The sequence below is a fragment of the Nonomuraea sp. NPDC050202 genome, assembly GCF_040656115.1.
Lineage (GTDB): Bacteria > Actinomycetota > Actinomycetes > Streptosporangiales > Streptosporangiaceae > Nonomuraea.
In genome coordinates this window covers 46838-71738 of record NZ_JBFALF010000020.1, presented here as the reverse complement: position 1 = coordinate 71738, position 24901 = coordinate 46838, and the positions used below count along the sequence as shown (strand labels likewise).

22 protein-coding genes are annotated in these 24901 nt (G+C 72.9%); 11 read left to right on the top strand and 11 right to left on the bottom strand.

Annotation, left to right across the window (positions count from 1 at the left end):
- Nucleotides 1-122: 122 nt before the first annotated feature.
- Both AB0I79_RS39010 and AB0I79_RS39005 read right to left on the bottom strand, forming a co-directional pair.
- Nucleotides 123-1103 carry an NlpC/P60 family protein gene (locus AB0I79_RS39010; RefSeq protein ID WP_357884557.1) on the bottom strand — a complete coding sequence of 327 codons (981 nt, stop codon included), beginning with the start codon at nucleotides 1101-1103 and terminating at the stop codon, nucleotides 123-125.
- Nucleotides 1104-1219: 116 nt separating this feature from the next.
- Nucleotides 1220-2527: a cytochrome P450 gene (locus tag AB0I79_RS39005; protein WP_357884555.1), complete on the bottom strand. Its 1308-nt coding sequence runs from the start codon at nucleotides 2525-2527 to the stop codon at nucleotides 1220-1222.
- A gap of 82 nt (nucleotides 2528-2609) precedes the next feature.
- On the opposite strand from AB0I79_RS39005, the gene AB0I79_RS39000 reads away from it, so the two are divergent.
- Both AB0I79_RS39000 and AB0I79_RS38995 read left to right on the top strand, forming a co-directional pair.
- Nucleotides 2610-3263 carry a hypothetical protein gene (locus tag AB0I79_RS39000; RefSeq protein WP_357884553.1) on the top strand — a complete coding sequence of 218 codons (654 nt, stop codon included), beginning with the start codon at nucleotides 2610-2612 and terminating at the stop codon, nucleotides 3261-3263.
- Between the two features lie 46 nt (nucleotides 3264-3309).
- Nucleotides 3310-5733, top strand: coding sequence for a beta-galactosidase (locus tag AB0I79_RS38995; protein WP_357884551.1), 2424 nt, complete (start codon nucleotides 3310-3312; stop codon nucleotides 5731-5733).
- Between the two features lie 85 nt (nucleotides 5734-5818).
- Here AB0I79_RS38995 and AB0I79_RS38990 read toward each other — a convergent pair whose 3' ends face one another.
- A complete protein-coding gene (locus AB0I79_RS38990; RefSeq protein ID WP_357884549.1) occupies nucleotides 5819-6574 on the bottom strand; it encodes a FadR/GntR family transcriptional regulator in 756 nt (251 codons plus the stop codon).
- 132 nt (nucleotides 6575-6706) lie between these two features.
- On the opposite strand from AB0I79_RS38990, the gene AB0I79_RS38985 reads away from it, so the two are divergent.
- Together AB0I79_RS38985 and dgoD are read left to right on the top strand one after the other, a co-directional pair.
- Nucleotides 6707-7465, top strand: a complete 759-nt coding sequence (locus AB0I79_RS38985) for an SDR family oxidoreductase (protein ID WP_357884547.1) — start codon at nucleotides 6707-6709, stop codon at nucleotides 7463-7465.
- Nucleotides 7466-7476: 11 nt separating this feature from the next.
- Entirely contained in the window at nucleotides 7477-8622 is a 1146-nt protein-coding gene (dgoD, locus tag AB0I79_RS38980) for a galactonate dehydratase (RefSeq protein ID WP_357884545.1), read from the top strand.
- On the opposite strand, the gene AB0I79_RS38975 is transcribed toward dgoD, so the two are convergent.
- On the bottom strand, nucleotides 8623-9702 hold the full coding sequence (locus tag AB0I79_RS38975) for a LacI family DNA-binding transcriptional regulator (protein WP_357884543.1): 1080 nt from the start codon (nucleotides 9700-9702) through the stop codon (nucleotides 8623-8625). It abuts the gene before it with no gap.
- A 358-nt stretch (nucleotides 9703-10060) separates the two neighbouring features.
- On the opposite strand from AB0I79_RS38975, the gene AB0I79_RS38970 reads away from it, so the two are divergent.
- From AB0I79_RS38970 to AB0I79_RS38955, 4 genes are read left to right on the top strand one after another with little or no spacing between them, the layout of a single operon-like run.
- Entirely contained in the window at nucleotides 10061-10879 is an 819-nt protein-coding gene (locus tag AB0I79_RS38970; RefSeq protein WP_357884819.1) for a sugar ABC transporter permease, read from the top strand.
- A complete protein-coding gene (locus AB0I79_RS38965; RefSeq protein WP_357884541.1) occupies nucleotides 10869-11693 on the top strand; it encodes a carbohydrate ABC transporter permease in 825 nt (274 codons plus the stop codon). Before AB0I79_RS38970 ends, AB0I79_RS38965 begins: the two co-directional genes overlap by 11 nt.
- Nucleotides 11694-11721: 28 nt before the next feature.
- Nucleotides 11722-13008 carry an extracellular solute-binding protein gene (locus tag AB0I79_RS38960; protein WP_357884539.1) on the top strand — a complete coding sequence of 429 codons (1287 nt, stop codon included), beginning with the start codon at nucleotides 11722-11724 and terminating at the stop codon, nucleotides 13006-13008.
- Nucleotides 13005-15050, top strand: coding sequence for a hypothetical protein (locus AB0I79_RS38955; RefSeq protein WP_357884537.1), 2046 nt, complete (start codon nucleotides 13005-13007; stop codon nucleotides 15048-15050). The genes AB0I79_RS38960 and AB0I79_RS38955 overlap by 4 nt, the downstream gene beginning before the upstream one ends.
- On the opposite strand, the gene AB0I79_RS38950 is transcribed toward AB0I79_RS38955, so the two are convergent.
- The 6 genes from AB0I79_RS38950 to AB0I79_RS38925 all read right to left on the bottom strand — a co-directional run bounded on the left by AB0I79_RS38950 (nucleotide 15042) and on the right by AB0I79_RS38925 (nucleotide 20351).
- Nucleotides 15042-16433 (bottom strand): hypothetical protein, encoded by a 1392-nt coding sequence (locus AB0I79_RS38950; RefSeq protein ID WP_357884535.1) that lies wholly within the window; start codon nucleotides 16431-16433, stop codon nucleotides 15042-15044. The two genes, AB0I79_RS38955 and AB0I79_RS38950, sit on opposite strands and share 9 nt — an antisense overlap.
- On the bottom strand, nucleotides 16427-17200 hold the full coding sequence (locus AB0I79_RS38945) for an alpha/beta hydrolase (protein ID WP_357884533.1): 774 nt from the start codon (nucleotides 17198-17200) through the stop codon (nucleotides 16427-16429). The genes AB0I79_RS38950 and AB0I79_RS38945 overlap by 7 nt, the downstream gene beginning before the upstream one ends.
- A 46-nt stretch (nucleotides 17201-17246) precedes the next feature.
- Nucleotides 17247-18152 (bottom strand): aldo/keto reductase, encoded by a 906-nt coding sequence (locus tag AB0I79_RS38940; protein WP_357884531.1) that lies wholly within the window; start codon nucleotides 18150-18152, stop codon nucleotides 17247-17249.
- 58 nt (nucleotides 18153-18210) lie between these two features.
- Nucleotides 18211-19419, bottom strand: a complete 1209-nt coding sequence (locus AB0I79_RS38935) for a PP2C family protein-serine/threonine phosphatase (RefSeq protein ID WP_357884529.1) — start codon at nucleotides 19417-19419, stop codon at nucleotides 18211-18213.
- A 111-nt stretch (nucleotides 19420-19530) separates the two neighbouring features.
- Nucleotides 19531-19698, bottom strand: coding sequence for a hypothetical protein (locus tag AB0I79_RS38930; protein WP_357884527.1), 168 nt, complete (start codon nucleotides 19696-19698; stop codon nucleotides 19531-19533).
- Between the two features lie 44 nt (nucleotides 19699-19742).
- Complete coding sequence (locus tag AB0I79_RS38925; RefSeq protein WP_357884526.1) at nucleotides 19743-20351, bottom strand: dihydrofolate reductase family protein; 609 nt, start codon at nucleotides 20349-20351, stop codon at nucleotides 19743-19745.
- A gap of 122 nt (nucleotides 20352-20473) precedes the next feature.
- Between AB0I79_RS38925 and AB0I79_RS38920 the strand changes: the two genes are divergently transcribed.
- Nucleotides 20474-20944: a pyridoxamine 5'-phosphate oxidase family protein gene (locus AB0I79_RS38920; RefSeq protein ID WP_357884524.1), complete on the top strand. Its 471-nt coding sequence runs from the start codon at nucleotides 20474-20476 to the stop codon at nucleotides 20942-20944.
- Nucleotides 20945-21017: 73 nt separating this feature from the next.
- Here AB0I79_RS38920 and AB0I79_RS38915 read toward each other — a convergent pair whose 3' ends face one another.
- Nucleotides 21018-21779, bottom strand: coding sequence for an SDR family oxidoreductase (locus AB0I79_RS38915; RefSeq protein ID WP_357884522.1), 762 nt, complete (start codon nucleotides 21777-21779; stop codon nucleotides 21018-21020).
- 320 nt (nucleotides 21780-22099) lie between these two features.
- Between AB0I79_RS38915 and AB0I79_RS38910 the strand changes: the two genes are divergently transcribed.
- Both AB0I79_RS38910 and AB0I79_RS38905 read left to right on the top strand, forming a co-directional pair.
- Nucleotides 22100-22840, top strand: coding sequence for a class I SAM-dependent methyltransferase (locus tag AB0I79_RS38910; RefSeq protein WP_357884520.1), 741 nt, complete (start codon nucleotides 22100-22102; stop codon nucleotides 22838-22840).
- Nucleotides 22841-23459: 619 nt separating this feature from the next.
- Nucleotides 23460-24509 (top strand): TerC family protein, encoded by a 1050-nt coding sequence (locus AB0I79_RS38905; protein ID WP_357884518.1) that lies wholly within the window; start codon nucleotides 23460-23462, stop codon nucleotides 24507-24509.
- Nucleotides 24510-24901: the final 392 nt, after the last annotated feature.

The following is a 24901-nucleotide window of genomic DNA, read 5'->3' as shown; positions in this document are numbered from 1 at the left end:
CAAGGTTCCCGTACTCGGGGTGCACCGGTTCCGGGGGACGTCCAGCAGCCTGCCGGGCCGCGCTGGGGTGCCGCGTGGACGGGGTGCCGGGCACGTCCGCACCCGGATCTGCCGGTGACGTCTCAGGGCCGGATGGCGCCGACGAGGCGGCCCCGCCAGTAGTCGTCGAGATCGACCACCTTGATGACGTCGCCGGTCTGCGGGGCGTGCACCATCTTCCCCCCGCCCGCGTACATGCCCATGTGCCCCAGCCCCTTGCTGAACAGCAGGTCGCCGGGCTGCACCTGGTCCAGGGGCACGCGCCGGCCGGCGCCCCAGGCCCACTGCGTGTACGTGGTGCGGGGCAGCTCCACCCCGGCCGCCCGCCAGGCCGCCTGGGTCAGGCCCGAGCAGTCGAAGGAGCCCGGCCCCGTGCCGCCGTACCGGTAGGGCTTGCCGACCTGGGCGAAGGCGAACTCCAGCGCCTCGCGGGCGTTGCCGGAGGCCGGGCCCGTGTACCTGATGCCGGTGCTGCGCGGGTCGCCGGTCCGGTAGGCGCCCAGGCGGCGCAGCAGCTTCGTCTGCTGGTCGACGAGGTCGTCGACCTCCTCCTGCTTGCCGCGTACGTCGTCACGGGCCCGCTCGGCCTCCTCCAGGGCGGCCCTGGCCCGGTCGCGCCGATCGCGCAGGCCCTGGGTCGCCTCCTCGAACGCCTGGATCTTCGCCGCCCGGTCCCGGGCCATCTGGTCGAGGGAGGCCATGCCGCTGAGCATCGCCTCCGGCGGGCCGCCGATGGCCAGCCGCTGCCAGCCGAGCGACGGGCCGAACTGGTAATTGTGCGCCGCGATGGCGGCCAGCTCCTCGCGCAGCGCCGCCACCTGCTCGTCCTTGCCGGCCAGCTCGGTCTCCAGCGCCCGGTACGTCTTCCTGGCCTTGCGGTAGGCCTCGGTGGCCTGGTTGTAGCGCTCGACGAGCCGGTCGGCCCGCTCGTTGAGCTTCACCAGCCGGGCCCTGACCTGGGCGGGTGACGGGTCGGCCCAGGCCGCGCCCGGTATGACGACCGAAACGGTCATGGCCAGCGCCGTGGCAGCCGCCGCCCGTGCGAGCCTCGCCGACACCGTCACCCGCCTGCCTCCTTCGCGCCGTTCCATGAGGAGGTACGCGGCAGGCGCCGCGGGTGTTCAACTCGCCGGCGGTCAGGACGGGACGCCGGCCCTCCTGCCGCGGACCGGCCGCTCGCTCAGCGGGTGAACGTGCAGGGCAGCCGCTTGTAGCCGTTGATGAAGCTGGACAGGAGCCGGTCCGGCTCGCCCGCCCTGATGTCCGGCAGCCGGCCGAACAGCTCGCGGAACATGACCGTGATCTCCCGGCGCGCGAGGTTGGCCCCCAGGCAGAAATGCGGCCCCGGCCCGCCGAACCCCACGTGCGGGTTGGGGGAGCGGGTGATGTCGAACACGTCGGGGTCGGCGAAGACGCTCTCGTCCCTGTTGGCCGAGGCGTACCAGAGGGTGACCCGGTCGCCCGCCCTGAACCGGTGGCCGTTCAGCTCGTGGTCGCGCGTGACGTTGCGGCGCATGAAGATCACCGGTGTGCTGTGGCGGACGATCTCCTCCACGGCCCCGCCGATGCGGGCGTCGAAGTCGGACAGCAGCAGCTCCCGCTGGCCGGGATGGTCGGTGAGCAGCTTCAGCCCGTGGGCGAGCGCCGTGCGGGTGGTCTCGTTGCCCGCCACCACCAGCAGCAGGAAGAACGCGCCGAACTCCCGCGGGCTCAGCCGCTCGCCGTCGATGTTGGCGTTGACCAGGGCCGAGGTCAGGTCGCCCGTCGGCGCGGCGCGGCGCCGCCTGCCCAGCTCGGCGGCCAGCCGGTGCAGCCGCCAGCCGGCCGCCGACACCGTGCCCAGCAGCCGGGCCGTGCGCAGGCGGCCGACCCGGGCCGTGCCGCCGGCGTAGTCGACGGGATTGCCGACGTACTCCGGGTCGGTGTAGCCGACCACGATGTTGGTCAGGCGTACCACGCGCTCGTGCTCGTGCGGCGGGATGCCGAGCATGTCGCAGATCACCTCGACCGGCAGCCGCGTCGCCACCCGCGAGACGAAGTCGCCGGGGCCGCCCGCGATCAGCTCGTCCACGATGCGCCGGGCGCGGCGCGCGATGTCGTCCTCGGTCCTGGCCAGCGTCTTCGGCGTGAACGCGCGGGAGACGATGCGGCGGATCTTGGCGTGCCGCGGGTCGTCCATGTCGATCATCGAGTTGAAGTAGCCGTCCATCCAGCGCGGCAGGTCGGCCGGGCTGGTCGCGCTCGGCTCGCTGCTGAACACCTCGGGCCGGCGGCTGGCCGCCACCACGTCGGCGTGGCGCACCAGCGCCCACGCGCCCGGGTCCCGGCGCAGGAACGGCACCTTGGGCATGGCGAACAGCCGCAGGCCGGGCTCGGCGCGCAGCCTGGCGAACGCCCGCGCCCGCTCCTGTTCGGGCCGCTCCCAGAACCGCAGGTCGCTCAGGTCGATGTCGGCCAGGGTGAGGGCCGCCGGGTTCTCCGCCGTCACGGTCCACCCCCTTCCACGGATCTGGTGTTTACCATCACCAGATTTGCCGCGGGCGTCAAGGGCCTGCGGCAGAATCGGGGACATGACGCCCCACCGCACCTCCATGCGCCCCTACCGCGGCGTGCCGGCCGAGCAGCGGCGCGCCCGGCGGCGCGCGGCGCTGCTGCAGGCCGGCCTCGACGTGCTCGGCACCGAAGGGTGGACCGCCGCCACCGTGCGGGGCGTCTGCGCGCGGGCGGGGCTGAACGACCGCTACTTCCACGAGAGCTTCACCGACCTCGACGCGCTGCTGCTGGCCGTGGTCGACGACCAGGCCGCGCAGGTCACCGACCTGATCACGACCGTCGCGGCGCAGTCCCCGCGCCGCCTGCGGGCCCGCGCCACCGCGGTGGTGAGCGCCATCGTCGACTTCCTGGCCGCCGACCCGCGCCGGGCCCGCGTGCTGGCGTACGAGTTCCCGGCCAGCCCGCTGCTGCAGGAGCGGCGCAGGCAGATCATCGCGACACTGGCCGGCATCTACCTCGCGCAGGTCGGCGAGCTGTTCGAGGAGACGCCGCTGGGCGAGACCGACCTGCGCATGACCGCGCTGACCGTCGTGAGCGGCCTGTGGGAGCTGCTGTCGGCCTGGCTGCGCGGGGACGTCGACACCGGCCGCGACCACCTCGTCGACTACATCGTCGCGCTGCTCCTGACCACGACGGAGCTCGCCCCCGCCCTCGACCGGCGGCTCAACTAATACGATTTATTCGTATTCGTTCGTGCGACGACAGGAAGGCCCCCGAGTGCAGCGCATCACCGTGCCGCCCGAGACGACCCCGCCCACGCAGGGCCACCTGCGGCTCGGCGACCCGCCGGACCGGCCGGACGCGATCACCGTCAATTCCCGCCACCTCAGCCGGGCGGGACAGCCCTGGTTCCCCGTCATGGGGGAGTTCCACTACGCCCGCTACCCGGCCGCGGAATGGCGCGAGGAACTGCTCAAGGTGCGCGCCGGCGGCGTCACGATCGTCGCCGCGTACGTCTTCTGGAACCTGCACGAGGAGCGCCGCGGCCTCTTCGACTGGAGCGGCGACCGCGACCTGCGCCGCTTCGTGACGACCTGCGCCGAGCTGGGCCTGGACGTGGTGGTGCGGATCGGCCCGTGGGCGCACGGGGAGTCGCGCAACGGCGGCTTCCCCGACTGGCTCCTGGCTGCCGGTTGCGTGCCGCGTACCGACGACCCCCGCTACCTCGACCTCGTCCGGCCGTTCTTCGCGCAGATCGGCGCGCGGCTGCGCGGCCTGACGCGCGAGCACGGCGGGCCCGTCGTGGCCGTCCAGCTGGAGAACGAGCTGCACGACCAGCCCGGCCACCTCCTCACGCTCAAGCGCATGGCCCGGCAGGCCGGCATCGACGCGCCCCTGTGGACGGCCACCGGCTGGGGGCACGCGCAGCTGCCGCCCGACGAGGTGATCCCGCTGTTCGGCGGCTACCCGGAGGCCGCCTGGGACACCGCGCACGACGGCTGGCCGGCGCAGAGCCGGGCCCACTACTTCTTCGGGCCGGGGCGGGACGACGACTCGATCGGCGCCGACCTGCGTACCGGCGCGGCGTCCGGCGGCGACGAGAGCCACCTGGCGCGCTACCCGTTCGCCACCTGCGAGCTGGGCGGCGGCATGTACACCGCCTACCACCGGCGGCCCGTCGTCGCGGCGGCCGACGTGGCCGCGCTGGCGCTGGTCAAGCTGGGCAGCGGCTCGGTGTGGCAGGGCTACTACATGTACCACGGGGCGTCCCAGAAGATCGGCGAGCTGTCCACGCTGCAGGAGTCGCACGCCACCGGCTACCCCAACGACTGCCCGGTCATCACCTACGACTTCCAGGCGCCGCTCGGCGAGTACGGCCAGTTCCGCGACTCCTACCGGCACCTGCGGCTGCAGCACCTCTGGCTGGCCTGCGACGGGCCCGACCTGGCCACCATGACGCTGACGATGCCGCCGGGCGCGCCCACCGACCCCGCCGACCGGGCGGCGCTGCGCTGGGCCGTGCGGTCGGACGGGCGTTCGGGGTTCCTGTTCGTCAACAACCACCAGCCCGTCGAGACGCTGCCCGATCACGACGGGGTGCGGTTCGCGGTCGAGCTGGACGGGCGCTCGCTCGTCGTACCGCGCGAGCCCGTGACCGTGCCGGCGGGCGCCTGCTTCGCCTGGCCGCTCGCGCGGCGCGTCGGCGACTGCGTGCTGCTGACGGCCACCGCGCAGCCCGTGTGCGTGATCGACGCCGGGGAGCCCGTGCACGTGTTCACGCAGACCGCGGGCATCCCGGTGGAGCTCGCCTTCGACGCCGCCACCGTCGCCGGCGTGGAAGGGCCCGCGACCGTCACCACCTGCGGCGGCGACGTCGTGGTGAGCGGGCTGCGGCCGGGCCCGGAATGCCTCCTGCGGGTGACCGCCCCCGGGGGCACCGCAAGGGTGCTGGTGCTGGATCACGGCAGCGCTCTCACCGCGACCCGCGGCCGCCTCTGGGGCGCCGACCGGCTCGTCCTGAGCGACCGCCCCGCCGTGATCGACGGCGACCACCTGGTGGTGTACGGGAACGGCGGCGCCGCCCCCGGGCAGGGCGACCGGGCCCCGGTGGTGAGTGGCGGGAAGGCCGGTGGCGACCGCGCCCCGGCGGGGGACCGCGTGCTGGTCTTCCCCGCACCCGCCTTCGCGACCGGCACCCACGGCGTGTTCGGCGTTCTGCCGCTGCCCTCGCGGGCGGGCGAGCCCCCGGCGGTCGCGGTCGAGACCGTCAAGCAGGCCGGTCCCGCCCGGCCCCCGGTGATCGACCCGGCCTCGGGACGGGCGTCGGCCCCGGTGGACGCCGACTTCGACGCCGCCGCCGTCTACCGCCTCACCATCCCCCCGGACGCTTTCACCGGCGACGACGAGGTGCTGCTGCGCCTGGACTGGACCGGCGACGTGGGCCGCGCCTACATCGGCGGGCGCCTGGTGGCCGACCAGTTCTGGCACGGCCCGCCGTGGGAGATCGGCCTGCGCAGGTTCCGCGAGGAGGTCCTCGCGCACGGCCTCGAGCTGCGGCTGCTGCCCCTGCGCGAGGACGCGCCCGTCTACCTCTCCCCGCGCTTCCGCCCGCCCGCCTACCCGGGCGGCGCCGTCCTGGAGCTCCGCTCGGCCACGCTCGTCCCGCTGCCCCGCACCGTGATCACGGCCGCTGCGGGCTGACCCCGGCAACCGGCACCGGCGGTCAGGTCCGCCGCCGGCACTCTGCCCGCCGGCACTCCGTCCGCCCGTACTTCGCCCGGCCGGGCTAGTGGCAGGCGTTCTGGCCGTGGACCTTCTTGGCCAGCTCGACGTCCGCGATCGAGCGCTCGACCAGCGCCCGCATCGCGGACTCGGCCGCCTTCGGCCGCCGCCTGCGCACCGCCAGCAGCACCTCGGCGTGCCCATCGGCGTGCCCGTCGGCGTGCCCGTCGGCGTGCCCGTCGGCGGACTCGCCGGTGATCGTGGCGTGCACGAACTGGTCACGCAGCCGCAGCCCCGCCTCGATCGCCGTGGCCATCCGCGCCATCAGCTCGTTGTGCGCCGCCCGCAGCAGCGCGTGGTGGAAGGCCAGGTCGGCCTCCACCTGATCGCCGGCGGGCCCACCGCCGGCGGCCCGCATCGCGGCGAGCGCGTCCTCCAGCTCCGCCAGGTCCCGGTCCGTACGCCGCAGCGCCGCCATCCGCGCCACCGCCGGCTCCACGGTCAGCCGCACCTCGCCCAGCTCGTCGAGGAACACCTCGTCCAGCCGGGCGGCGAACCGCCACCGCAGCACGTCGGCGTCGAGCAGGGCCCACTCCTCGCGCGGCGCGACGAACGTGCCGCGCCGCGGCCGCGCGCCCACCAGCCCCTTGGCGGCCAGCACGCGCAGCGCCTCGCGCACCGCGGTCCTGCTCACCCCGAACCGCTCCTGCAGCGCCACCACGTCGAGGTCGGCGTCCGGGGCGAGCTCGCCGTTGACGATGGCCGTGCCCAGGCTGCCGACCACCCGGTGGTGCGCGCCGCCCCCGCCGCTGTCCGCCATGCGGGCATCATGCCACGCGGCGCCCGGGCCCGGATAAAGCGGACTGAAGGCGGGAAGTAATAATATTAATTATTGACATCCGGTCAGGGTGTGACGGCCTCACCGTGCCCGTACAGATCATGAGGAGCCCCCTTGTCCCACGATCGCCGCTTCGAGGGCAGGACGGCCCTGGTGACCGGCGCCGCCTCGGGCATCGGCGCGGCCACCGCCCGCCGTCTGGCCGCCGAGGGCGCGCGCGTGCTGCTGGCCGACGTCGCCGACGAGCCTGGCGCGGAGCTGGCCGCATCGATCGGCGAGCGGGCCGCGTACGCGCACTGCGACGTCTCCTCCGCCCGCGACTGGGCCGCGCTCCTGGAGGAGGTGCGCGGCCGCTTCGGCCGCCTGGACGTGCTGCACGCCAACGGCCCCGGCCGCGTGGTGCCGGCCCGCCCGGTGCACCAGCTGCCGGAGTCCGACTGGGACCTGCAGCTCGACGTCTCGCTCAAGGCCGCCTACCTGGCGGCGCGCACGTTCTGCCCGCTGCTCGCCGAGACCTCGGGCGCCCTGGTCATCACCTCGTCCGTGCACGCCCGGACGGGCATCCCGGGCTGCGCGCCGTACGCGGCGGCCAAGGGCGGGCTGGAGGCCCTGACCCGGCAGCTGGCCGTCGAGTACGCACCCAGCGTCCGGGTCAACGCGGTCGTCCCCGGTCCCATCATGAGCCCGGCCTGGGACGGCATCGACCAGGACGGCCGCGACGCCACGATCAGGGAGACGCCGGCCGGCCGGTTCGGCACCCCGGACGAGGTGGCCGCCGCCGTGGCGTTCCTGGCCGCGCCCGAGGCCTCGTTCGTCACCGGAGCCTGCCTGAACGTCGACGGCGGCTGGAGCATCTCCACCACCTCCTCCTAGAACGGAACCGCATGAAGATCGTGTCGATGGACACCTTCCTCGTCCCGCCGCGCTGGCTGTTCCTGCGCGTGCGCACCGACGAGGGCGTCACCGGCTGGGGCGAACCGGTCGTCGAGGGCCGGGCGGAGACCGTCCGGGCGGCCGTGGCCGAGCTGTCGGACTACCTGATCGGCCAGGACCCGCTCCGGATCGAGGACCACTGGCAGGTGCTGACCAAGGGCGGCTTCTACCGGGGCGGGCCGGTGCTGTCCAGCGCGGTCGCCGGCATCGACCAGGCCCTGTGGGACATCGCGGGCAAGGTCGCCGGGCTGCCGGTGCACCAGCTGCTGGGCGGGCCGGTACGCGAGAAGGTCCGCATGTACGCCTGGATCGGCGGCGACCGCCCCGCCGAGGTCGCCGAGCTGGCGGCGGCCCAGATCGAGGCCGGGTTCACCGCCGTGAAGATGAACGGCTCCGGTGAGCTGACCACCATCGACACCCCGGCCCGCACGATGGAGGTCGTCCAGCGCGTCGCAGCCGTGCGCGAGGCCATCGGCGAACACCACGACCTGGTGGTGGACCTGCACGGCCGGGCCTCCACCGCGATGGCCAGGCGGCTGCTGCCGCTGCTGGAGCCGTACCTGCCGCTGTTCGTGGAGGAGGCGGTGCTGCCGGAGCACTCCCGCAACCTCGCCGCGCTGGCCGCGAGCACGTCGATCCCCCTGGCGACGGGGGAGCGGCTGTACTCGCGCTGGGACTTCCGCGACGTGCTGCCCAGCGGCATCGCGGTGGCCCAGCCGGACGTCAGCCACGCCGGCGGGATCTCGGAGGTCCGCAGGATCGCCGCGATGGCCGAGGCCTACGACGTGGCGATGGCCCCGCACTGCCCGCTCGGCCCCATCGCGCTGGCCGCCAGCCTGCAGCTCGCCTTCGCCATCCCCAACTTCCTCATCCAGGAGCAGAGCGTCGGCATCCACTACAACCAGGGCAACGACGTGCTCGACCACCTGCTCGACCCGGGCCCGCTCACGTTCGCCGGCGGGTACGCGCGGCGCACCACCCGCCCCGGGCTGGGCATCGAGCTCGACGAGCGGGCCGTGGAGCGCGCCGCCGAGCTCGGCCACCGCTGGCGCGGCCCCATCTGGCGGCACCCGGACGGCTCCTTCGCCGAATGGTGATCACCCCGGCGCCGGGCCCGTGCTGCCGCGGATGAGCAGGCGAGGCTGGTAGCGCACGTTGTAGCCGCCGCCCTCGCCGTTCATCAGTCCCCACAGCCGCTCCCACGCCTGCCGCCCCAGCTCGCTCTGCGGGATCGACACCGTGGTCAGCGGCGGCGTGGTGTAGCGGGCGAACGGGATGTCGTCGAACCCGGTCACCGACACCTCGCCGGGCACCCGCACCTCCAGCTCCCGCAGCCCGGTCAGCACGCCCGAGGCGACCATGTCGTTGAAGGCGACGACCGCGCTGGCCCCGCACTCCACCACCCGCGGCGCGGCGGCGTGCCCGTGCTCGAACATCGACCCGCACGCCAGCACGGTCAGCTCGAACCCCGGCACGGCCTGCGCCAGGGCGCGCAGCGCGGCCAGCCGCTCGGCGTTGCCCGCGCTGCCGTCCGGCCCGGCCAGGTAGGCCAGGCGGCGGTGCCCGTGCCCGGTCAGGTGAGAGACGACCGCGCCGATGCCGGCGGCGTTGTCGATCGACAGCGACGGCGCCTCCAGCCCGGCGACCTCCCGGTAGAGCAGCACGAACGGCGCCAGCCGGTCACCGAGCGCCCGCAGCCTCTCGTCCGGCGCCCGCGGCGAGGCCAGCACCAGCCCGTCGGAGTTGCGCCGCGCCTCCAGCGCGAGGATCACCTCCTCCTCGGGGTCCTCGTCGGACTCGACCACCAGGAGCTGGCGGCCCGCCCTGCCCGCGGCCTGGCTCAGCCCCCGCAGCACGCTCTGGAACAGCGGGTTGGCCAGGTCGGGGACGACCAGCGCGACCGCGCCGGTACGGCCGAGCGCGAGCCTGCGGGCGGCGGCGCTGGGCTCGTAGTCGAGCGCCTCGGCCGCGGCGCGCACCCGGGCGGCCAGCTCGGGGTTGACGGTCGGCGAGCCGTTCATCACCCGTGACACCGTCGCCCGCGAGACCCCGGCCGCCTCGGCGACGCGGCTGATCGTGGCCTGCCCGGCCGGCCTGGGCCCGCGCCTGCCGGCCGGCCTCGGCGGGGACGCCGGCGCCTCCAGGTCCTGCTCGCCGTCTCCGGTGCTCGCCCTCATCCGCTCTCCCTGCACGCCGCGCGGGCCGCCTACGCATGCATTAAAGCGCGGAGCCGCCCCCTGCGGCTCCCCGCATCGAGATACCGGTTTCTCACCTCGTTGCCACAACCGGTTGCCGACGCCTTCGCCGTTCGGATTTACCCAGTTCAGCGCTTCGTCAACCGAGCGTTGACACCCGTTGCGGGCGGTGTTAGAAACTGGTTACTGCGAAGGGTGCCAGATGAGCAAACGTTTGGAACTCGCCGACACCGCCGTCGCCCCGCCCCCGCCACGACCGCACCCCGCCGAGAGCTCAAGGCCCGCCCGCCCCGGCAAGGACCGGATCGGCTACCTGTTCCTGACCCCGTGGTTCCTCGGCATGGCCCTGTTCACCGTGGGCCCGATCCTGGGCTCGCTCTACCTGTCGTTCACCGAGTACACCCTGCTCAAGCCGCCCGAATGGCTCGGGCTCGAGAACTACCGCCAGATGCTGGACGACCCCCGGCTGCACCGGTCGCTGCTGGTCACGTTCGTCTACGTGTTCGTGTCGGTGCCCGTCCAGCTCGTCCTGGCGCTGGCGCTGGCCCTGCTGCTCAACCGCGGCGTGCGCGGGCTGAGCTTCTACCGGTCGGTCTACTACCTGCCCTCGCTCCTGGCCGGGAGCGTGTCCATCGCCATCCTGTGGCGGCAGATCTTCGGCAAGGACGGCCTGGTCAACCAGCTCCTCGCGGTCGCCGGCGTCGAGGGCGTGAGCTGGGTGGCCCACCCCGACTTCGCCCTCGGCACGCTGGTGCTGCTCAACGCCTGGACGTTCGGCGCGCCCATGGTCATCTTCCTGGCGGGGCTGCGGCAGATCCCCGCCTCCTACTACGAGGCCGCCCAGGTGGACGGCGCCGGGCCCGTGTCGCGGTTCCTGCACATCACGCTGCCCATGCTGACCCCGATCATCTTCTTCAACCTGGTCCTGCAGCTCATCGGCGCCTTCCAGAGCTTCACCCAGGCGTTCGTGATCAGCGGCGGGCGCGGCGGCCCGTCGGACTCGACCCTGCTCTACACGCTCTACCTGTACGAACGCGGCTTCGGCTCGTTCGACATGGGCTACGCCTCGGCGATGGCGTGGGTGCTGCTCGCGATGATCGCCGTGCTGACCGGGCTCAACTTCCTGTTCGCCAGGCGGTGGGTGTTCTATGGGAGCTAGCCGATGGCCCAGGCACCTGCTGCTCATCGGGTTCGGCCTGGTGATGCTCTACCCGCTGCTGTGGATGGTGTCCAGCTCGGTCAAGCCCACCGAGACGATCTTCCGCGACCCGTCGATCTGGCCCACGGAGCTGGACCTCGGCAACTACACCGAGGGCTGGACGGCCCTGGAGCACCCCTTCCACCACTACCTGTGGAACTCGGCCGTCATCGCGATCCTGGCCGTCGCGGGCAACCTGATCTCCTGCTCGCTGGCCGCGTACGCGTTCGCGCGGCTGGACTTCCCCGGCAGGAAGCTCTTCTTCGCCCTGATGCTGGCGACGCTGATGCTGCCCGTCCACGTGCTCATCGTCCCCCAGTACGTCCTGTTCTCCCAGCTCGACTGGATCAACACGAACCTGCCGCTGGTCGTGCCCAAGTTCCTGGCGCACGACGCGTTCTTCATCTTCCTGATGGTGCAGTTCATCCGCGGCCTGCCGCGCGAGCTGGACGAGGCGGCCCGCATCGACGGCTGCGGGCACATCAGGATCTACTGGCGGATCATCATGCCGCTGTCGGTGCCGGCGCTGGCCACCTCGGCGCTGTTCACCTTCATCTGGACCTGGAACGACTTCTTCAGCCAGCTCATCTTCCTGACCGACCCCGAGCTGTGGACCATGCCGGTGGCGCTGCGCTCGTTCATGGACGGCCAGGGCGAGACCGCCTGGGGCCAGCTGTTCGCCATGTCCATCGTGGGGCTGGCCCCGATCTTCGGCTTCTTCCTGGCCGGGCAGCGCTACCTGACCCAGGGCATCTCCACGACCGGCTTCCGTTGATTCGTTCACCTCGTGAAGGAGAAGGGCCATGCCGAGAACCAGTGGCCTGGCGGCGCTCTGCCTGACCGGCGTCCTGCTCGCGGTCACCGCCTGCGGCGGGGGCTCGTCCGGGGGCTCGTCCGGCGGTGACGGGACGGTCGAGCTGCGCTTCGGCTGGTGGGGCAACAACGACAGGGCCGCCGCCACCCAGCGCGTCATCGACGCCTTCCAGAAGCAGAACCCCGGCATCAAGGTCAAGGGCAGCTACACCGACTTCAACTCCTACTTCGACCGCCTGGCCACCGAGGTCGCGGGCGGCCGCGCCCCCGACGTCATCACGCTCGGCGGCGCCTACCCCCGCGAGTACGGCGACCGCGGTGCCCTGCTCGACCTGTCCAGGACCGCGCTCAAGACCGACAGGATCGGCGCCGCGGCCCTGGACAACGGCAAGTTCGGCGGCGTCCAGTACGGCGTCCCGACCGGCGTCAACGCCATCGCCGTCGTCGTCAACGAGGCGGTCTTCGATAGGGCCGGCGTCCCTCTGCCCGACGAGGACACCTGGACCTGGGACGACTTCACCCGCATCGCCACGCAACTGGCCGGCAAGCTGCCCGAGGGCACGTTCGCGCTGGCCGACCCGACCAGGACCGACATGCTCGACGCCTACTCCCGCCAGCGCGGCGAGGCGCTCTACACCGCCGACGGCAAGGTAGGCCTCACCGAGAAGACGCTGGTGGACTGGTGGACGATGACACTCGGCCTGATGAAGGCCGGCGCCACCCCGCCGGCCTCCCAGACGGCCGAGCTGATCACCCAGCCCGCCCCCGAGCAGTCGCTGATGGGGCGCGGCCAGGCCGCCATGCAGTTCGACTGGAGCAACCAGCTCAGCGCGCTCAGCAAGGCCGCCGGCCAGCCGCTGCGGCTGATGCGGGTGCCGGGCGAGAGCACCAGGCCCGGCATGTGGCTCCAGGCCTCGCAGATCTACAGCATCAACGCCAGGAGCGAGCATCCGCAGGAGGCGGCCAAGCTCGTGGACTTCCTCGTCAACAGCCCGGAAGCCGGGAAGATCATCCTCGCCGACCGCGGCATCCCGGCCAACTCCGACGTCCGCGCGGCCATCCAGGGCGTGCTCGGCGAGGCGGAGAAGACGCAGGCCGCCTTCATCGACGCGCTCACCCCGAAGGCCGGACCGCCCCTGGTGATCGGCCCCGTCGGCTCCACCGACACGCCGAAGATCCTGGACCGGGTCAACGCCGAGGTGCTGTTCGGCCGGCAGCAGCCCGCCGCGGCGGCGGCCGACTTCGTGCAGCAGGTCTCCACGGCGATCAAGCAGTGATCGACCGCCGCGAGCTGGCCGGGCGGCACGCCGTCGAGCTGACCGGCCACGTCCCCGGCTCGCCGCTGTCGGTCGGCAACGGCGAGCTGTGCTTCACCGCCGACGTCACCGGCCTGCAGACGTTCCCCCAGGCGCTCCCCGGCCGGCACCCGGCAGGGGAGGGGACGCTGCTGGCGACCATGGCCTCGTGGGGCTGGCACAGCGTCCCCGGCGAGCACTCGCTGGAGCAGGTGACGCGCACGTACCGGACGCCGCGCGGGCTCGTCCCGTACGTGGACATGGCCGGGGAGCTGAGCGGCTCCGGCAGCGAGACGCCCGCCTCGGCGGCCGAGTCGTGGCTGCGCGCCAACCCGCACCGCCTGGACCTCGGCCGGATCGGGCTGACCGCGCCCGGCAGGCCGTTGACGCCGGCGGACGTGAGCGGGGCCCGGCAGCGGCTCGACCTGTGGACGGGCACGCTGACCAGCCGCTACCGGCTGCGCGGAGTGCCGTTCGAGGTCGTCACCGCCTGCCATCCCGCGCTCGACGCGATCGCCGTACGGCTGCGGTCACCCGCCCTGGCCGACACGGGGGTGCGGGTGGCGTTCCCGTACGGGTCGCAGGCCTGGGGGAACGCGGCCGACTGGGCGCGGCCCGACGCGCACACGTCGCAGCTGCGGATCGAGGAGGGCGGGTTCACCGTCGAGCGCACGCTGGACGCGACCGCGTACCGGGTGTCGGTGCGGATGGCGGGCGGCGGCGAGGTGATGCGGACGGGGCCGCACGAGTTCCGCATCACCTTCCCCGGGCCCGCCGCCGAGCTGACCGTCGCCTTCCGGCGCGGCGCCGCGACCCGGGTGCCCGGCTTCGCCGAGGTGGTGGAGTCGGCCGCGGCGCACTGGGCGTGGTTCTGGAGCACGGGCGGCGCGGTCGAGCTGTCCGGCAGCCGCGACGAGCGCGCCCACGAGCTGGAGCGGCGGATCGTGCTGTCGCGGTACCTGACGGCGATCCACTGCGCCGGCTCCAGCCCGCCGGCCGAGACCGGGCTGATGGCCAACAGCTGGCGGGGCCGCTTCCACTTGGAGATGCACTGGTGGCACGCGGCGCACTTCCCGCTGTGGGGCCGGCCCGAGCTGCTGGAGCGCAGCCTCGCCTGGTACGCCGCCATCCTGCCGGCCGCCCGCGGGACCGCCCGCGCCCAGGGCTGCCCGGGGGCGCGCTGGCCCAAGCAGACCGGCCCCGACGGGCGGGAGAGCCCCAGCCCGATCGGGCCGTTCCTGGTGTGGCAGCAGCCGCACCCGATCTTCCTGGCCGAGCTGGTGCGGCGCGCCGCCGGCACCCGCCACGCCCTCGGCCGCTACGCCGATCTGGTGCTGGAGACCGCCGCGTTCATGGCGGCGTTCGCGGTCGAGGGACCCGGCGGGTACGGGCTGGGGCCGCCGCTGGTGCCCGCCCAGGAGTCGTACGCCGCGGTGCGCGCCCGCGCGGCGAACCCGACGTTCGAGCTGGCCTACTGGTCGTGGGCCCTGGAGGTGGCCCAGCGGTGGCGGCGCCTGCTGGGGCTGGCGCCCGAGCCCCGCTGGGCCGAGGTGGCCGCGGGCATGGCCAGGCCCCTGGTGCGCGGCGGCGTGTACGCGGCGATGGCCGCGCCGCCGTACACGGTGCGCGACGACCACCCCTCCATGCTGTACGCGCTCGGCCTTGTCCCCCCGACCCGCCTCATCGACGCTGCCACGATGCGCGCCACCCTGCACGACGTGCTGTCCGGCTGGGACTGGGACAGCACGTGGGGCTGGGACTACCCGGCCATCGCCATGACCGCCACCCGCCTCGGCGACCCGCGCACCGCCGTCGAGGCGCTGCTCATGCCTACGGCCAAGAACACCTACCTGCCCAACGGGCACAACTTCCAGACCGCCGCCCTGCCCGTCTACCTGCCCGGCAACGGCGGCCTGCTGGCCGCGGTCGCGCTCATGGCCAGAGGCTGGGACGCCGGCCCGCGCACCCCCGGCTTCCCCGGCACCTGGCACGTCCGGCACGAGGGACTGCTGCCCTCACCCTGACCAGTCGATCTCCTCCCGCTTGCCCAGGAACTCCTCGGCCGCCTCCCACTCCAGCGGCAACGGCATCGGATACGTCGTCCGGATCCTGGACAGCTCCCGGTGCGCGCGGATCAGCCCGGCGAAGTCGCGGGGGTAGGTCCGCGTGTCCACCCCGGTGAACACCCCGACCTTGCGCGCCCGCTCCAGCAGCCGCCGCCAGTCCCCGACGCCGGCCAGCCCCACCGACTCCACCCCGTGTGAGAACAGCATGAGCCTGATCTCGTCGAACGGATCGGCCCCGTCCAGGTAGGCCATGGCCCGCGCGTGCGACTGCTCGGCGTTGAACACCATCCAGTACGGCACCGACCCGCTGCGCAGTGCCCACCACGGCTCCAGCAGCAGGAAACACTCCACGAGCAGCCGGTCGCCGGGCAGCCCCCGCCGCTGGTACCAGTCGCGGTACAGGTCGGCCACGACCGGGCTCAGGTCCTCCGGCTCGGAGAAGCGCATCCGCGCCAGCCGCCACCCGTTGCGCGCCGCCAGCTCCTCCAGGTCGGCGAGCAGCTCGGGCTCGAACCCCCACTCCGCCTCCGGGCTCTCGCCGTCGGCCGGAGGGTAGTCCCACCGCTCCCGCCCGGCGCCGTACCGGCTGAGGTAGCCGGCCACGCGCGGCCCGCCGTGCTCGTACTCCTCCCGGGTGGCGCCGCCCAGCGCGCCGTGCTGGAACACGTAGCGCGGCCCCACGCGGGTGACCGGCCAGCGCAGCCCGCACTCCGGCACGACCAGTGTCCCGCCCGCCGGCAGCGACTCCTCCAGGAACCGCCGGTAGGCCTCGGGCAGCCTGCGCCACTTCACCCGGAAGTACGTCATGCCCGCGATCATCAGCCGGTCCTGGTTGGCGTCGTGCATGTGATGCAGCACCAGGTCCGGGTTGGCCGCCAGCAGCGCCTCGCCGGCCGCCCGGGTCGCGCGCAGGTCGCCCTGCGGGTCGTCGGGGCCGACGCCGCGGCGGCGCACCGGCAGCAGCAGCGTCTGCGGCAGCCACGGCGCCCGCAGCGCCGCCGCCAGGTGCACCAGCGCGCCGTTGGACGACCCGACGAACGCCACCGGGTACGGCCCCCGCGGGTAGTGGCCGCTCACCCAGCGTGCCAGCTCCTGCGAGCGGATCTCCGGCACGCGGCGCAGCGGCACCGCCTCGGCCCAGCCGCTCACCGCGTACGCCTTCTCCTTGGCCGCCCTCGGCAGCCGCGCCGCCGCGCCCGCCACGGCGGCGGCCACCGGCTCCAGCGCGCCCGGCGCCTGCCCGAGCATCGGCACGTCCCGGTCGCGCAGGAACCGCGACAGGGCCCGCAACATCCCGGTGGCCGAGTCGAACGACGCCACCGCCTTCTGCGGCTTCACCATTCCGCCTCCAGCAACGCCGTCTGCAGGAACGCCGTCTGCAGGAACGCCGCCACCTCGCGCGCCAGCCCCTCCGGGTCCTTGTACGGCACCATGTGCGGCAGCCCGTCCATGACCACCAGCCGCCCCCGCGGCAGCAGCCGGGTCACCTCCTCGGCCCACGCCTGGCTGACCATCCGGTCCTTGCCGCCCCGCACCACCAGGGCGGGCACGGTGACGTGGGGCAGCTTGTCCTCGATCCGGTCGCGCATCGAGGTGCCGAAGCTGGCCAGCACTTGGCGCGGCCCGGCGTCGACGTAGTCGGCCACGTTCAGCGGCAGCATGCGCGGGCTCTCCCGGACCGAGTTGCGCAGCCACTGGCCGACCAGCCGCGCCGGGCTCCGGCCCCGCGCGTCCACGGTCGGCCCCACCAGCACCAGCGCGCCCGCCGCGCCCGGATGCCTGGCCGCCACGTCCACCGCCACCTGGCAGCCGAACGACCCGCCCAGCAGGCACGGCCGCTCCAGCCCGCTGGCGGCCAGCCAGTCGGCCACCGTGTCGGCGAGCGCCGTCAGCGTCAGCGGCGCCCGCGGCTTCTCGCTGCGCCCGAACCCGGGCAGGTCCAGGCTCCAGGCGTCGTGCGTGGCCCCCATGGCCCGCACGAACGGCAGCAGCTCCCGGCTCGACACCCCGGCGCCGTGCACGCACACCACGGCGGGCCCGGGCCCGTGACTCCGCCACACCGCCAGCTTCATGCCGAGGGCGGTGTGGACCAGCGATTCGAGCGGCACGCCTCTCCTTCCACAGGGAGCCGCCTCCTACCCGAACCGTGATCGGTCAGTCCACCGGTGACGGCGGCGGCGCGCCCAGCGCCCGCAGCTCGTCCCAGAACCCGTCCGGGATCACCGCGTCCACCAGCGCGTCCAGGGCCTCCAGCCGCTCCACCGAGGTGATCCCCACCACCGTGGAGTGCACCCGCGGCTCCCGCAGCGAGAAGTGCAGGGCGGCCGCGGGGAGCGCGATCTCCCACCGCTCGCACAGCTCCCGCACCCGCTCCACGTGCCGCCCGAACTCCGGCGAGATCGGCCGGTACCCGTACCGCGAGGCGTGCCGCGGCGAACCCGACAGGATCCCGCCGCCGAAGGGCGCGGCGTTGAAGACCGTCATCCGCCGCTCGGTCGCCAGCCGCAGGATGTCCTCGGCGCCCCGGTCCACCAGCGTGTACCGGTTGTGGGTGAGCACCGCGTCGAACGCGTCCGTGCGGATGTAGTCCTCCACCAGCGTCCCCCCGGCGGCGGCGATGCCGATGGCGCCGACCAGCCCCTGCTCGCGCAGCGACACCAGGGCCGGCACCGCGCCGCCCGGCGCCATCGCCTCCCGCACCGTGATCGTGAACGGGTCGTGCAGGTGGTAGATGGGCAGCGTGCCGACACCGAGCCGGGAGACGGTCTCCTCGAACGAGCGCATCACCCGGTCGCCGTCGAACACGCCCGTGTCCGGGTCCCGGTCGGCCTTGGAGAAGACGGTCACCCCGCCGGCCGTGCCGAGCACCTGCCCGATCAGCGTCTCGCTGCGCCCGCCGGCGTACTCGTTGGAGGTGTCGAGCTGCCGGAACCGGCCGGACACCAGCGCCCGCGCCAGTCGTTCGCCGCCGGGTTCGCGGCCCAGCGCCGACGTGCCGAGGGTGATCGCCTCCAGGGGAGTGTCCGTCCCGGGCACGCGGCGCGCCTGCTGCTCTGGCACCGTGTCCGCCTTCCTTTGTGATCGTACGGTTTCCGGACGATCATCCCATGTGCCCGGGTCAGAGGACGAGCTGGAAGCGGCGCCGCGTCTGCCACTCCACCGTCACCACGGTCGCGTCGTCCTGCAGCCGGCCGTGCTGGTGCGCCAGGATGGCCTGGATGAGCCGCCGCAGCGTCTCCGGCGCCGACATCCCGTCGGCCTCCCGCCGCACCACGAAGTCGATGAACCGCTCCAGCCCGAACAGCTCCCCTTGCGGGCTCTGCGCCTCGATGACGCCGTCGGTGTAGAACAGCAGCCGGTCACCGGGCTGGAGCTGGTAGCGCAGCAGCCCGGTGAAGGCGTCCATGCCGAAGCCCATCGGCGGGTCCGGCTCGCTTTCCAGGCTCGCCACCAGGTGGCCCTCGCGCAGCACCAGCGGCGGGTGGTGCCCCCGGTTGATCCAGCTCAGCAGCCCCGAGCGCAGGTCGAGCTGGGCCAGGATGCCGGTGGCGAAGCGGCCGGTGAACTCCTCCCTGATCGCCACGTCGATCGCCTCCCCGATCGCGGCGAGCCCCATGCCCTGCCTGCGGTTGTTCCGGCAGGCGGCCATGGCGATGGAGGCGGTCAGCCCGGCGGAGGTGTCGTGCCCCATGGCGTCGAAGATCGACACGTGCAGGGTGCCGCTGTCGAGCGCGTAGTCGAAGGCGTCGCCGCCCATCTCGTACGCGGGCTCCAGCGCGGCGCTGACCACGACGTCGTCGTTGGCGAACGTGCCCGGCGGCAGCAGGTTCCACAACATCTCGGCCGACAGGGTCAGCGGGCGGGCGCGTACCAGCCGGGCGAAGGAGTCGCTGTGCGGCCGCTTGCTGACCACCAGCACCGCCACCAGGGACGCCAGGTCCTTGGCCCGCGTCTCGGCGAGCTCGTCGTCCTGTGGCGCGATCAGCCCGAGCACGCCGATCCGCTCGGTGCCGTCCAGCAGCGGCACCCACAGCAGCGGCGTCCGGTCGTCCTTCGGCGAGCGGCCGCGGACGATCGTCACCGCGCGGAAGGCCCGGCCCGGCATGGTCGCGTCGATGCGCAGGGTCTCCAGCGGCTCGCCGGCGGTGTCGTGCTGGCCCTGCAGCGGCACGAGAAGCTGCTGCTGCAGGTCGGTCACGTAGATCATGACGTGGGTGAACCCGGACAGGCGGGCGTGCTCGGCCACCTGGGCAGGCAGGTCCTCCATCCCGGCCAGGTGCATGGCCTCCAGCAGGCCGCCAAGGGCGCGCTCACCGTCGCTCCGCACGTCCTCACCCCTCGCCTGTCACTTCCATCACCCGCCTCCTACCCATCCCTCGGCGGTACGTCTCCGCCGAGACGGCAGGACGGGCGCATCATGTGAGGCGCGCCGTGCCCGTCACCCGGCGGCGGCTGTCAGCCCGTCGTGGTCGTCATCCAGGACGGCCATCGTCGCCGGCGCCTTCCACAGCGCCCACCCGCGGGCGCGCCGCCAGGCGTCGCCGGGCAGCCCGGCCGCCTCGCGGAACACCTGCCGCTCGGGGCCGTCGAAGTGGGTCCAGGCCATGACCAGGTCGCAGGCGGGATCGCCGACCCCGCAGGCCCAGGTGCTCAGACCTCCCGCCCGGCGGCGTAGGCGGGCCGCCGGGCGGCGTTGCCGGACTGCTCGACGGCGTAGGTGGACTGGTCGACGGCGTAGGTGGACTGCACCACACCCGCCCCGAACACCCTGGTCGACACGTGCGTGAGCGGCACGTCCCGGCCGAGCGGCCCGAACAGTGGCAACCCCGTGCCGATCAGCACCGGCACCGTGGTGATGGTCAGCTCGTCGATCAGCCCCTCGAGCAGGAACGTGCGGATCACCTGCCCGCCGTCCACGTACACGCTCTTCGTGCCCCGCTCCTCCAGCGCGCGCAGCAGCGTGCCGAGATTGCGGTGGACGGTGACGCGCGGGTCGGCGTCGAGCGGAAGGGTGCTGCTGAGGACGGCGCAGTGTTGCCCCTCGTGCGGCCAGGGGTCGTAGGTCAGGCCCGGCTCGTAGGTGCCGCGTCCCATGACGACGGTGTCGATGCCGTCGATGAACTCCTGGTAGCCCAGGTCGCCCCCGGCGGCCTCGCCTCTGCTGGTGAGCCAGTGGAGGTCCCCGTCCTCGCGGGCGATGAACCCGTCGAGGCTGATCCCGATGAACACCGAGCACGTGAACGGACGGCCTGCGGTCATGTGTGCCTCTCCCCGTTAGTAAATGACTCTTCGTTTAGTAACGTAGTGAGCCTGGAAGGGTTTGTAAACGCACATTCAGGAACGGGGCGACTCTGCCGGCTCGGACCCGCCATGATGGGGGCATGGCTTCATGGCAGGAGTTCGAGACCCAGGCGCCGGAGCTGGCCAAGGCCGCCCGCCGGCTGATGGACACCTACACGCACAAGGTCCTGGCGACCTTGCGCAAGGACGGCTCGCCCAGGGTGAGCGGCATCGAGACGAGCTTCAAGCACGGCGAGCTGTGGACGGGCTCGATGTCCCGCGCGGTGAAGGCCGCCGACCTGCGCCGGGATCCGCGCATGGCCATCCACGTCACCTCGCGCGACCCCGACCAGGCCGACCCGTCCTCATGGGAGGGGGACCTGAAGCTGTCCGGGCGCGCGGTGGAGATCACCGACGCCGAGGTGCTGGCCTCGTTCGGCCCGCTCGAGGCCGACTCGCACCTGTTCCGGATCGAGCTGACCGAGGTGGCCTGGACCAGGGTGCAGGGCAACGAGATCGTCATCGCCGCCTGGCGTGAGGGGGTGGGGGAGCGGGAGTTCCGCCGTACCTGATCTACAATGTAAAGGCGCCCGCCCCCTTCACTGCGTCAACGGCGGTTCGGCCGGGGACCAGCGATCGGTCCGGCTAGTGGACGGCGAAGCCGCCGTCCACGAAGAGCATCTGGCCGGTGACGAACGCGCAGGCGTTCCCGGCCAGGAACACCGCGGCGCCCTCGAAGTCCTCCGGCACCCCGTTGCGGCCGACCATGTGGCGGGCGGCCAGCGCCTCGACCCGGCCGGGGACCGCCTGGGCGGGCTCGGTCAGCGGGGTCAGCACGAACCCCGGGATGATCGTGTTGACGCACACCCCGGCCGCCGACCACGCCTCGGCCTGGGAGCGGGTCAGCCCGGCCAGGCCGGCCTTGGCGGCGCCGTAGATGCCGCTGTCGCCGAAGGCGCTGACCGACTGCTGCGAGCCGACGTTGATGATGCGGCCCCAGCCACGCGCGGCCATCCGCGGGCCGTAGTGCTGGCCGAGCAGGTACGGGGCGGTGAAGTTCACGGCCACGGTGCGCTCGTAGTCGTCCGCGGTGAGCTCGGCCATGGGCTTGCGGATGTTGTTGCCCGCGTCGTTGACCAGGATGTCGATGCTGCCCGCCGTCTCGCACACGCGCCGCACGTCGGCGCGGTCGCCGAGGTCCGCGCTGATCCAGGACGCGGTGACGCCGTGCTCGCGCAGCCGGGTGACGGCCTTGTCCAGCTCGGCTTCCCTACGGGCCACCACCACGACCTCGGCCCCGGCGCGCCCGATCGCCTCGGCGATGGCGTACCCGATTCCGGAGCTGCCGCCGGTCACCAGCGCGCGCCGGCCGTGAAGGGAGAACAGCTCCCGCAGATAGTCCGACATGGTCGATGAAGCTAGCACCCCGCCGCCGCCCGGCCACCACAAGGGGGCGGTGTGACCGACACCACAGCCGGCCGCGCCCTTGCGGGCCGCCTCAGCGGCGCTGGGATGCCCTTCCCCGCCCGCCGGAGCCAGGACGGCAGGCGCGGGGCGGCTGGCGCGAAGGGGAGGGCCGGGCGTGCGGGAACGCGTGCCGGCAGCCGTTCCCGGGCCCGCCACGACACCCCGAAAACGCGCTCTGACCAGGGAAGACAGAGGGCGATGGCCGTAGGATCATGAGCGTTCGGCCGCGCGGGGCGGCCGCCCTGTTCTGGAGATCCCGAGTGAACCGCACCATTCGTACGATCGACGACGTCCTGGCCCTCATGGACCGGATGTTCGCCTCAGACGCCGACCGGTGGACGGGCAACGCCTCCACCTGGTGGGACGGCTTCTACGCCGACCGGTCCAAGCCGGTCCCGTTCTTCGTGCCGGGACCGGACGAGAGTCTGGTCTCCTACCTGGAGCGGGGGTTGCTCAAGCCCGGGCGCGTGCTGGACCTGGGGTGCGGGCCCGGCAGGAACGCCGTCCACCTGGCCTCGCTCGGGTTCGAGGTGGACGCCGTGGACCTGTCGCCGGCCGCGGTGACGTGGGGGGAGGAGCGGGCCAAGGAGGCGGGGGCCGAAGTGCGCTTCGTGTGCGGCGACGCGTTCACCTCGCCGGAGGTGGCGGGGCCGTACGACCTGGTGTACGACTCCGGCTGCCTGCACCACCTGCCGCCGCACCGCCGGGTGAGCTACCTCGGGCTGCTGGAGCGGGTGCTGGCCCCGGGCGGGCACCTGGCGATCACCTGCTTCGCGGCCGGCGGCATGGGGTCGGAGAAGAGCGACGAGGAGCTGTACCGCGACGGAGAGCTGCACGGCGGCCTCGCCTACACGCCCGACGAGCTGCGGTGGCTGTTCTCCGACTACGCCGAGGTGGAGCTGCGGCCGATGGTGCGCCAGCCACCGGGCGGCCCGCTCTTCGGCGCCCCCTTCCTGCTGTCGGCGCTGTTCCGCCGCACGCAGACCAGTTCCCCGCGGTAGATGCCACCAGCCGTTCTCGTACGCCATGCGGTCGGAGACCGCCGGCCCAGGCATCCAGACGGAGACCGCGGTCGGGACCAGCCCACCGGCCGCGGCGGGGAGGACCGCCGCCATCGTCGGCAGGCGCCGCCCGCCGATGACGGGATCCAGCCCGGGACGGTGACACGGGTGCGTCGTTGAGTCGGCCCATGCCGAAGTGGAAGGCGAACGGCGATCTCCACAGGCACGAGGGCAGCAGCAGCCAGGGAAGCGCGTAGGCGGCACGCAGTGCCCAGAGTGGGACAGGGTGTTGAGTGTCACTGATGGCGGGAGCCGCATCCAGGAACTTGATCGTCACCCTTTACGTTCTTCGGACGGCAGCCTTGAAGGATCACCCAAGCCGGTCCTCGATGCCTTTCCTCCATCCAGCGTGGAGAGGCTGACTCCCGAGCAACACCCGGGGGTGGATGTTGGATACTGCATTCGGTATGTATGATCACAGGCGAAGTGGAGGGGAGTACTCCTTCGCGGCCGCGTCGTCATCACGGACCCACCTCGGGGCCCGGTGCGGTCGGTCCGCGACGACGCGGGCGGAGAAGACCTCCGACGGACGTGTCAACGCCAAGTCGGAGGAGCGCTCATGCCCCCACCTATGTCCGTGCCCGCCTGGCTGTGGGCGGCCACCGTCGCCACCCTGCTCGGCCTCATCCTCCTCGACCTGATCATCGTCAACAGGAGACCCCACAAGGTCACGGTCGCCGAGTCGGCCCGCTGGATCGCCTTCTACATCGGCTGTGCCGCCGCTTTCGGCGCAGGAGTGTGGATCTTCGGCGGCGATGACCAGGCGGCCTCCTACATCACCGGCTACATCACCGAGTACACGCTGAGCGTCGACAACCTGTTCATCTTCATGCTCATCATGGCGAACTTCGCCGTGCCCGCGATCCACCAGCACCGCGTGCTGCTCATCGGGATCATGATGGCGCTGGTCATGCGCGGGATCTTCATCGGCGTGGGCGCACAGGCCGTACAGCGCTTCAGCTGGGTGTTCTGGCTCTTCGGCGGCATCCTCATCTACACCGCGTGGAAATTCGCCTTCAACAACAACGACGACGAGGAGTACGACCCCAACGGCGGCGTCGTACGGCTGGTCCGCAGGCTGTTCCCGGTCACCGACGCCTACCACGGCTCACGGCTGACCATCAAGCAGGACGGCCGCCGCGTGCTGACCCCGATGTTCATCGTCATCGTCGCCATCGGCGGCGCGGATCTGGTCTTCGCGGTCGACTCGATCCCCGCCATCTTCGGCATCACCCAGGACGCCTACCTGGTCTTCGCGGCCAACGCGTTCGCGCTGATGGGGCTGAGACAGCTGTACTTCCTGCTCGGCGGACTGGTGGAGAAGCTCGTCTACCTCACCTACGGCCTGGCGGTGATCCTGGGCTTCATCGGCGTGAAACTCGTCCTGCACGCCCTGCACGAGAACGAGCTGCCGTTCATCAACGGCGGCGAGCACGTCACCTGGGTCCCAGAGATCAACAACTGGATCTCCCTGGCCGTCATCGTCACCGTGCTCACCGTCACGACGGTGGCCAGCATGATCAAGTCCAGGCGCGACACGCGCCGGGCTGCCGGGCAGTCCCTTCCCGAGCAGCCCGCGTCCGAGCCCGCCGACCAGGCAAGCAACTGACCCAGGGCAGGCTCGCCGCCCGGCGGCGAGCCTGCCTCGGACACGGCTTGGACGCGTTTCTTTGAGCCGAGCGGGCGAGCGCGGTGCTGCCGTCCGGCAGCCGGCGGCTGCCTGCCGCGTTCCCCGAGCCCGAACGGCTCGACGTTCACCGCGGCGACCGGCACCCTGTCGCCTTCGGCGTCTCATCCGGATGCAGATGGTCGGCTGCGAACACCGCCGGTCGGCCGCCGGCGGGCGCCCTCTGCCGTCGGACAGCGAACGGTGCGAGCCGAACTCCAGGCGGGAAACTGAGCCTGCCGCCGGACAACGCGTTCCCTGCGATCCCGCTGCGTGCCCGTACGGGCGGACCTGTAAGGGCGCCGAGGAAGCGGAAAGTCGACGGAGGGGTTTGC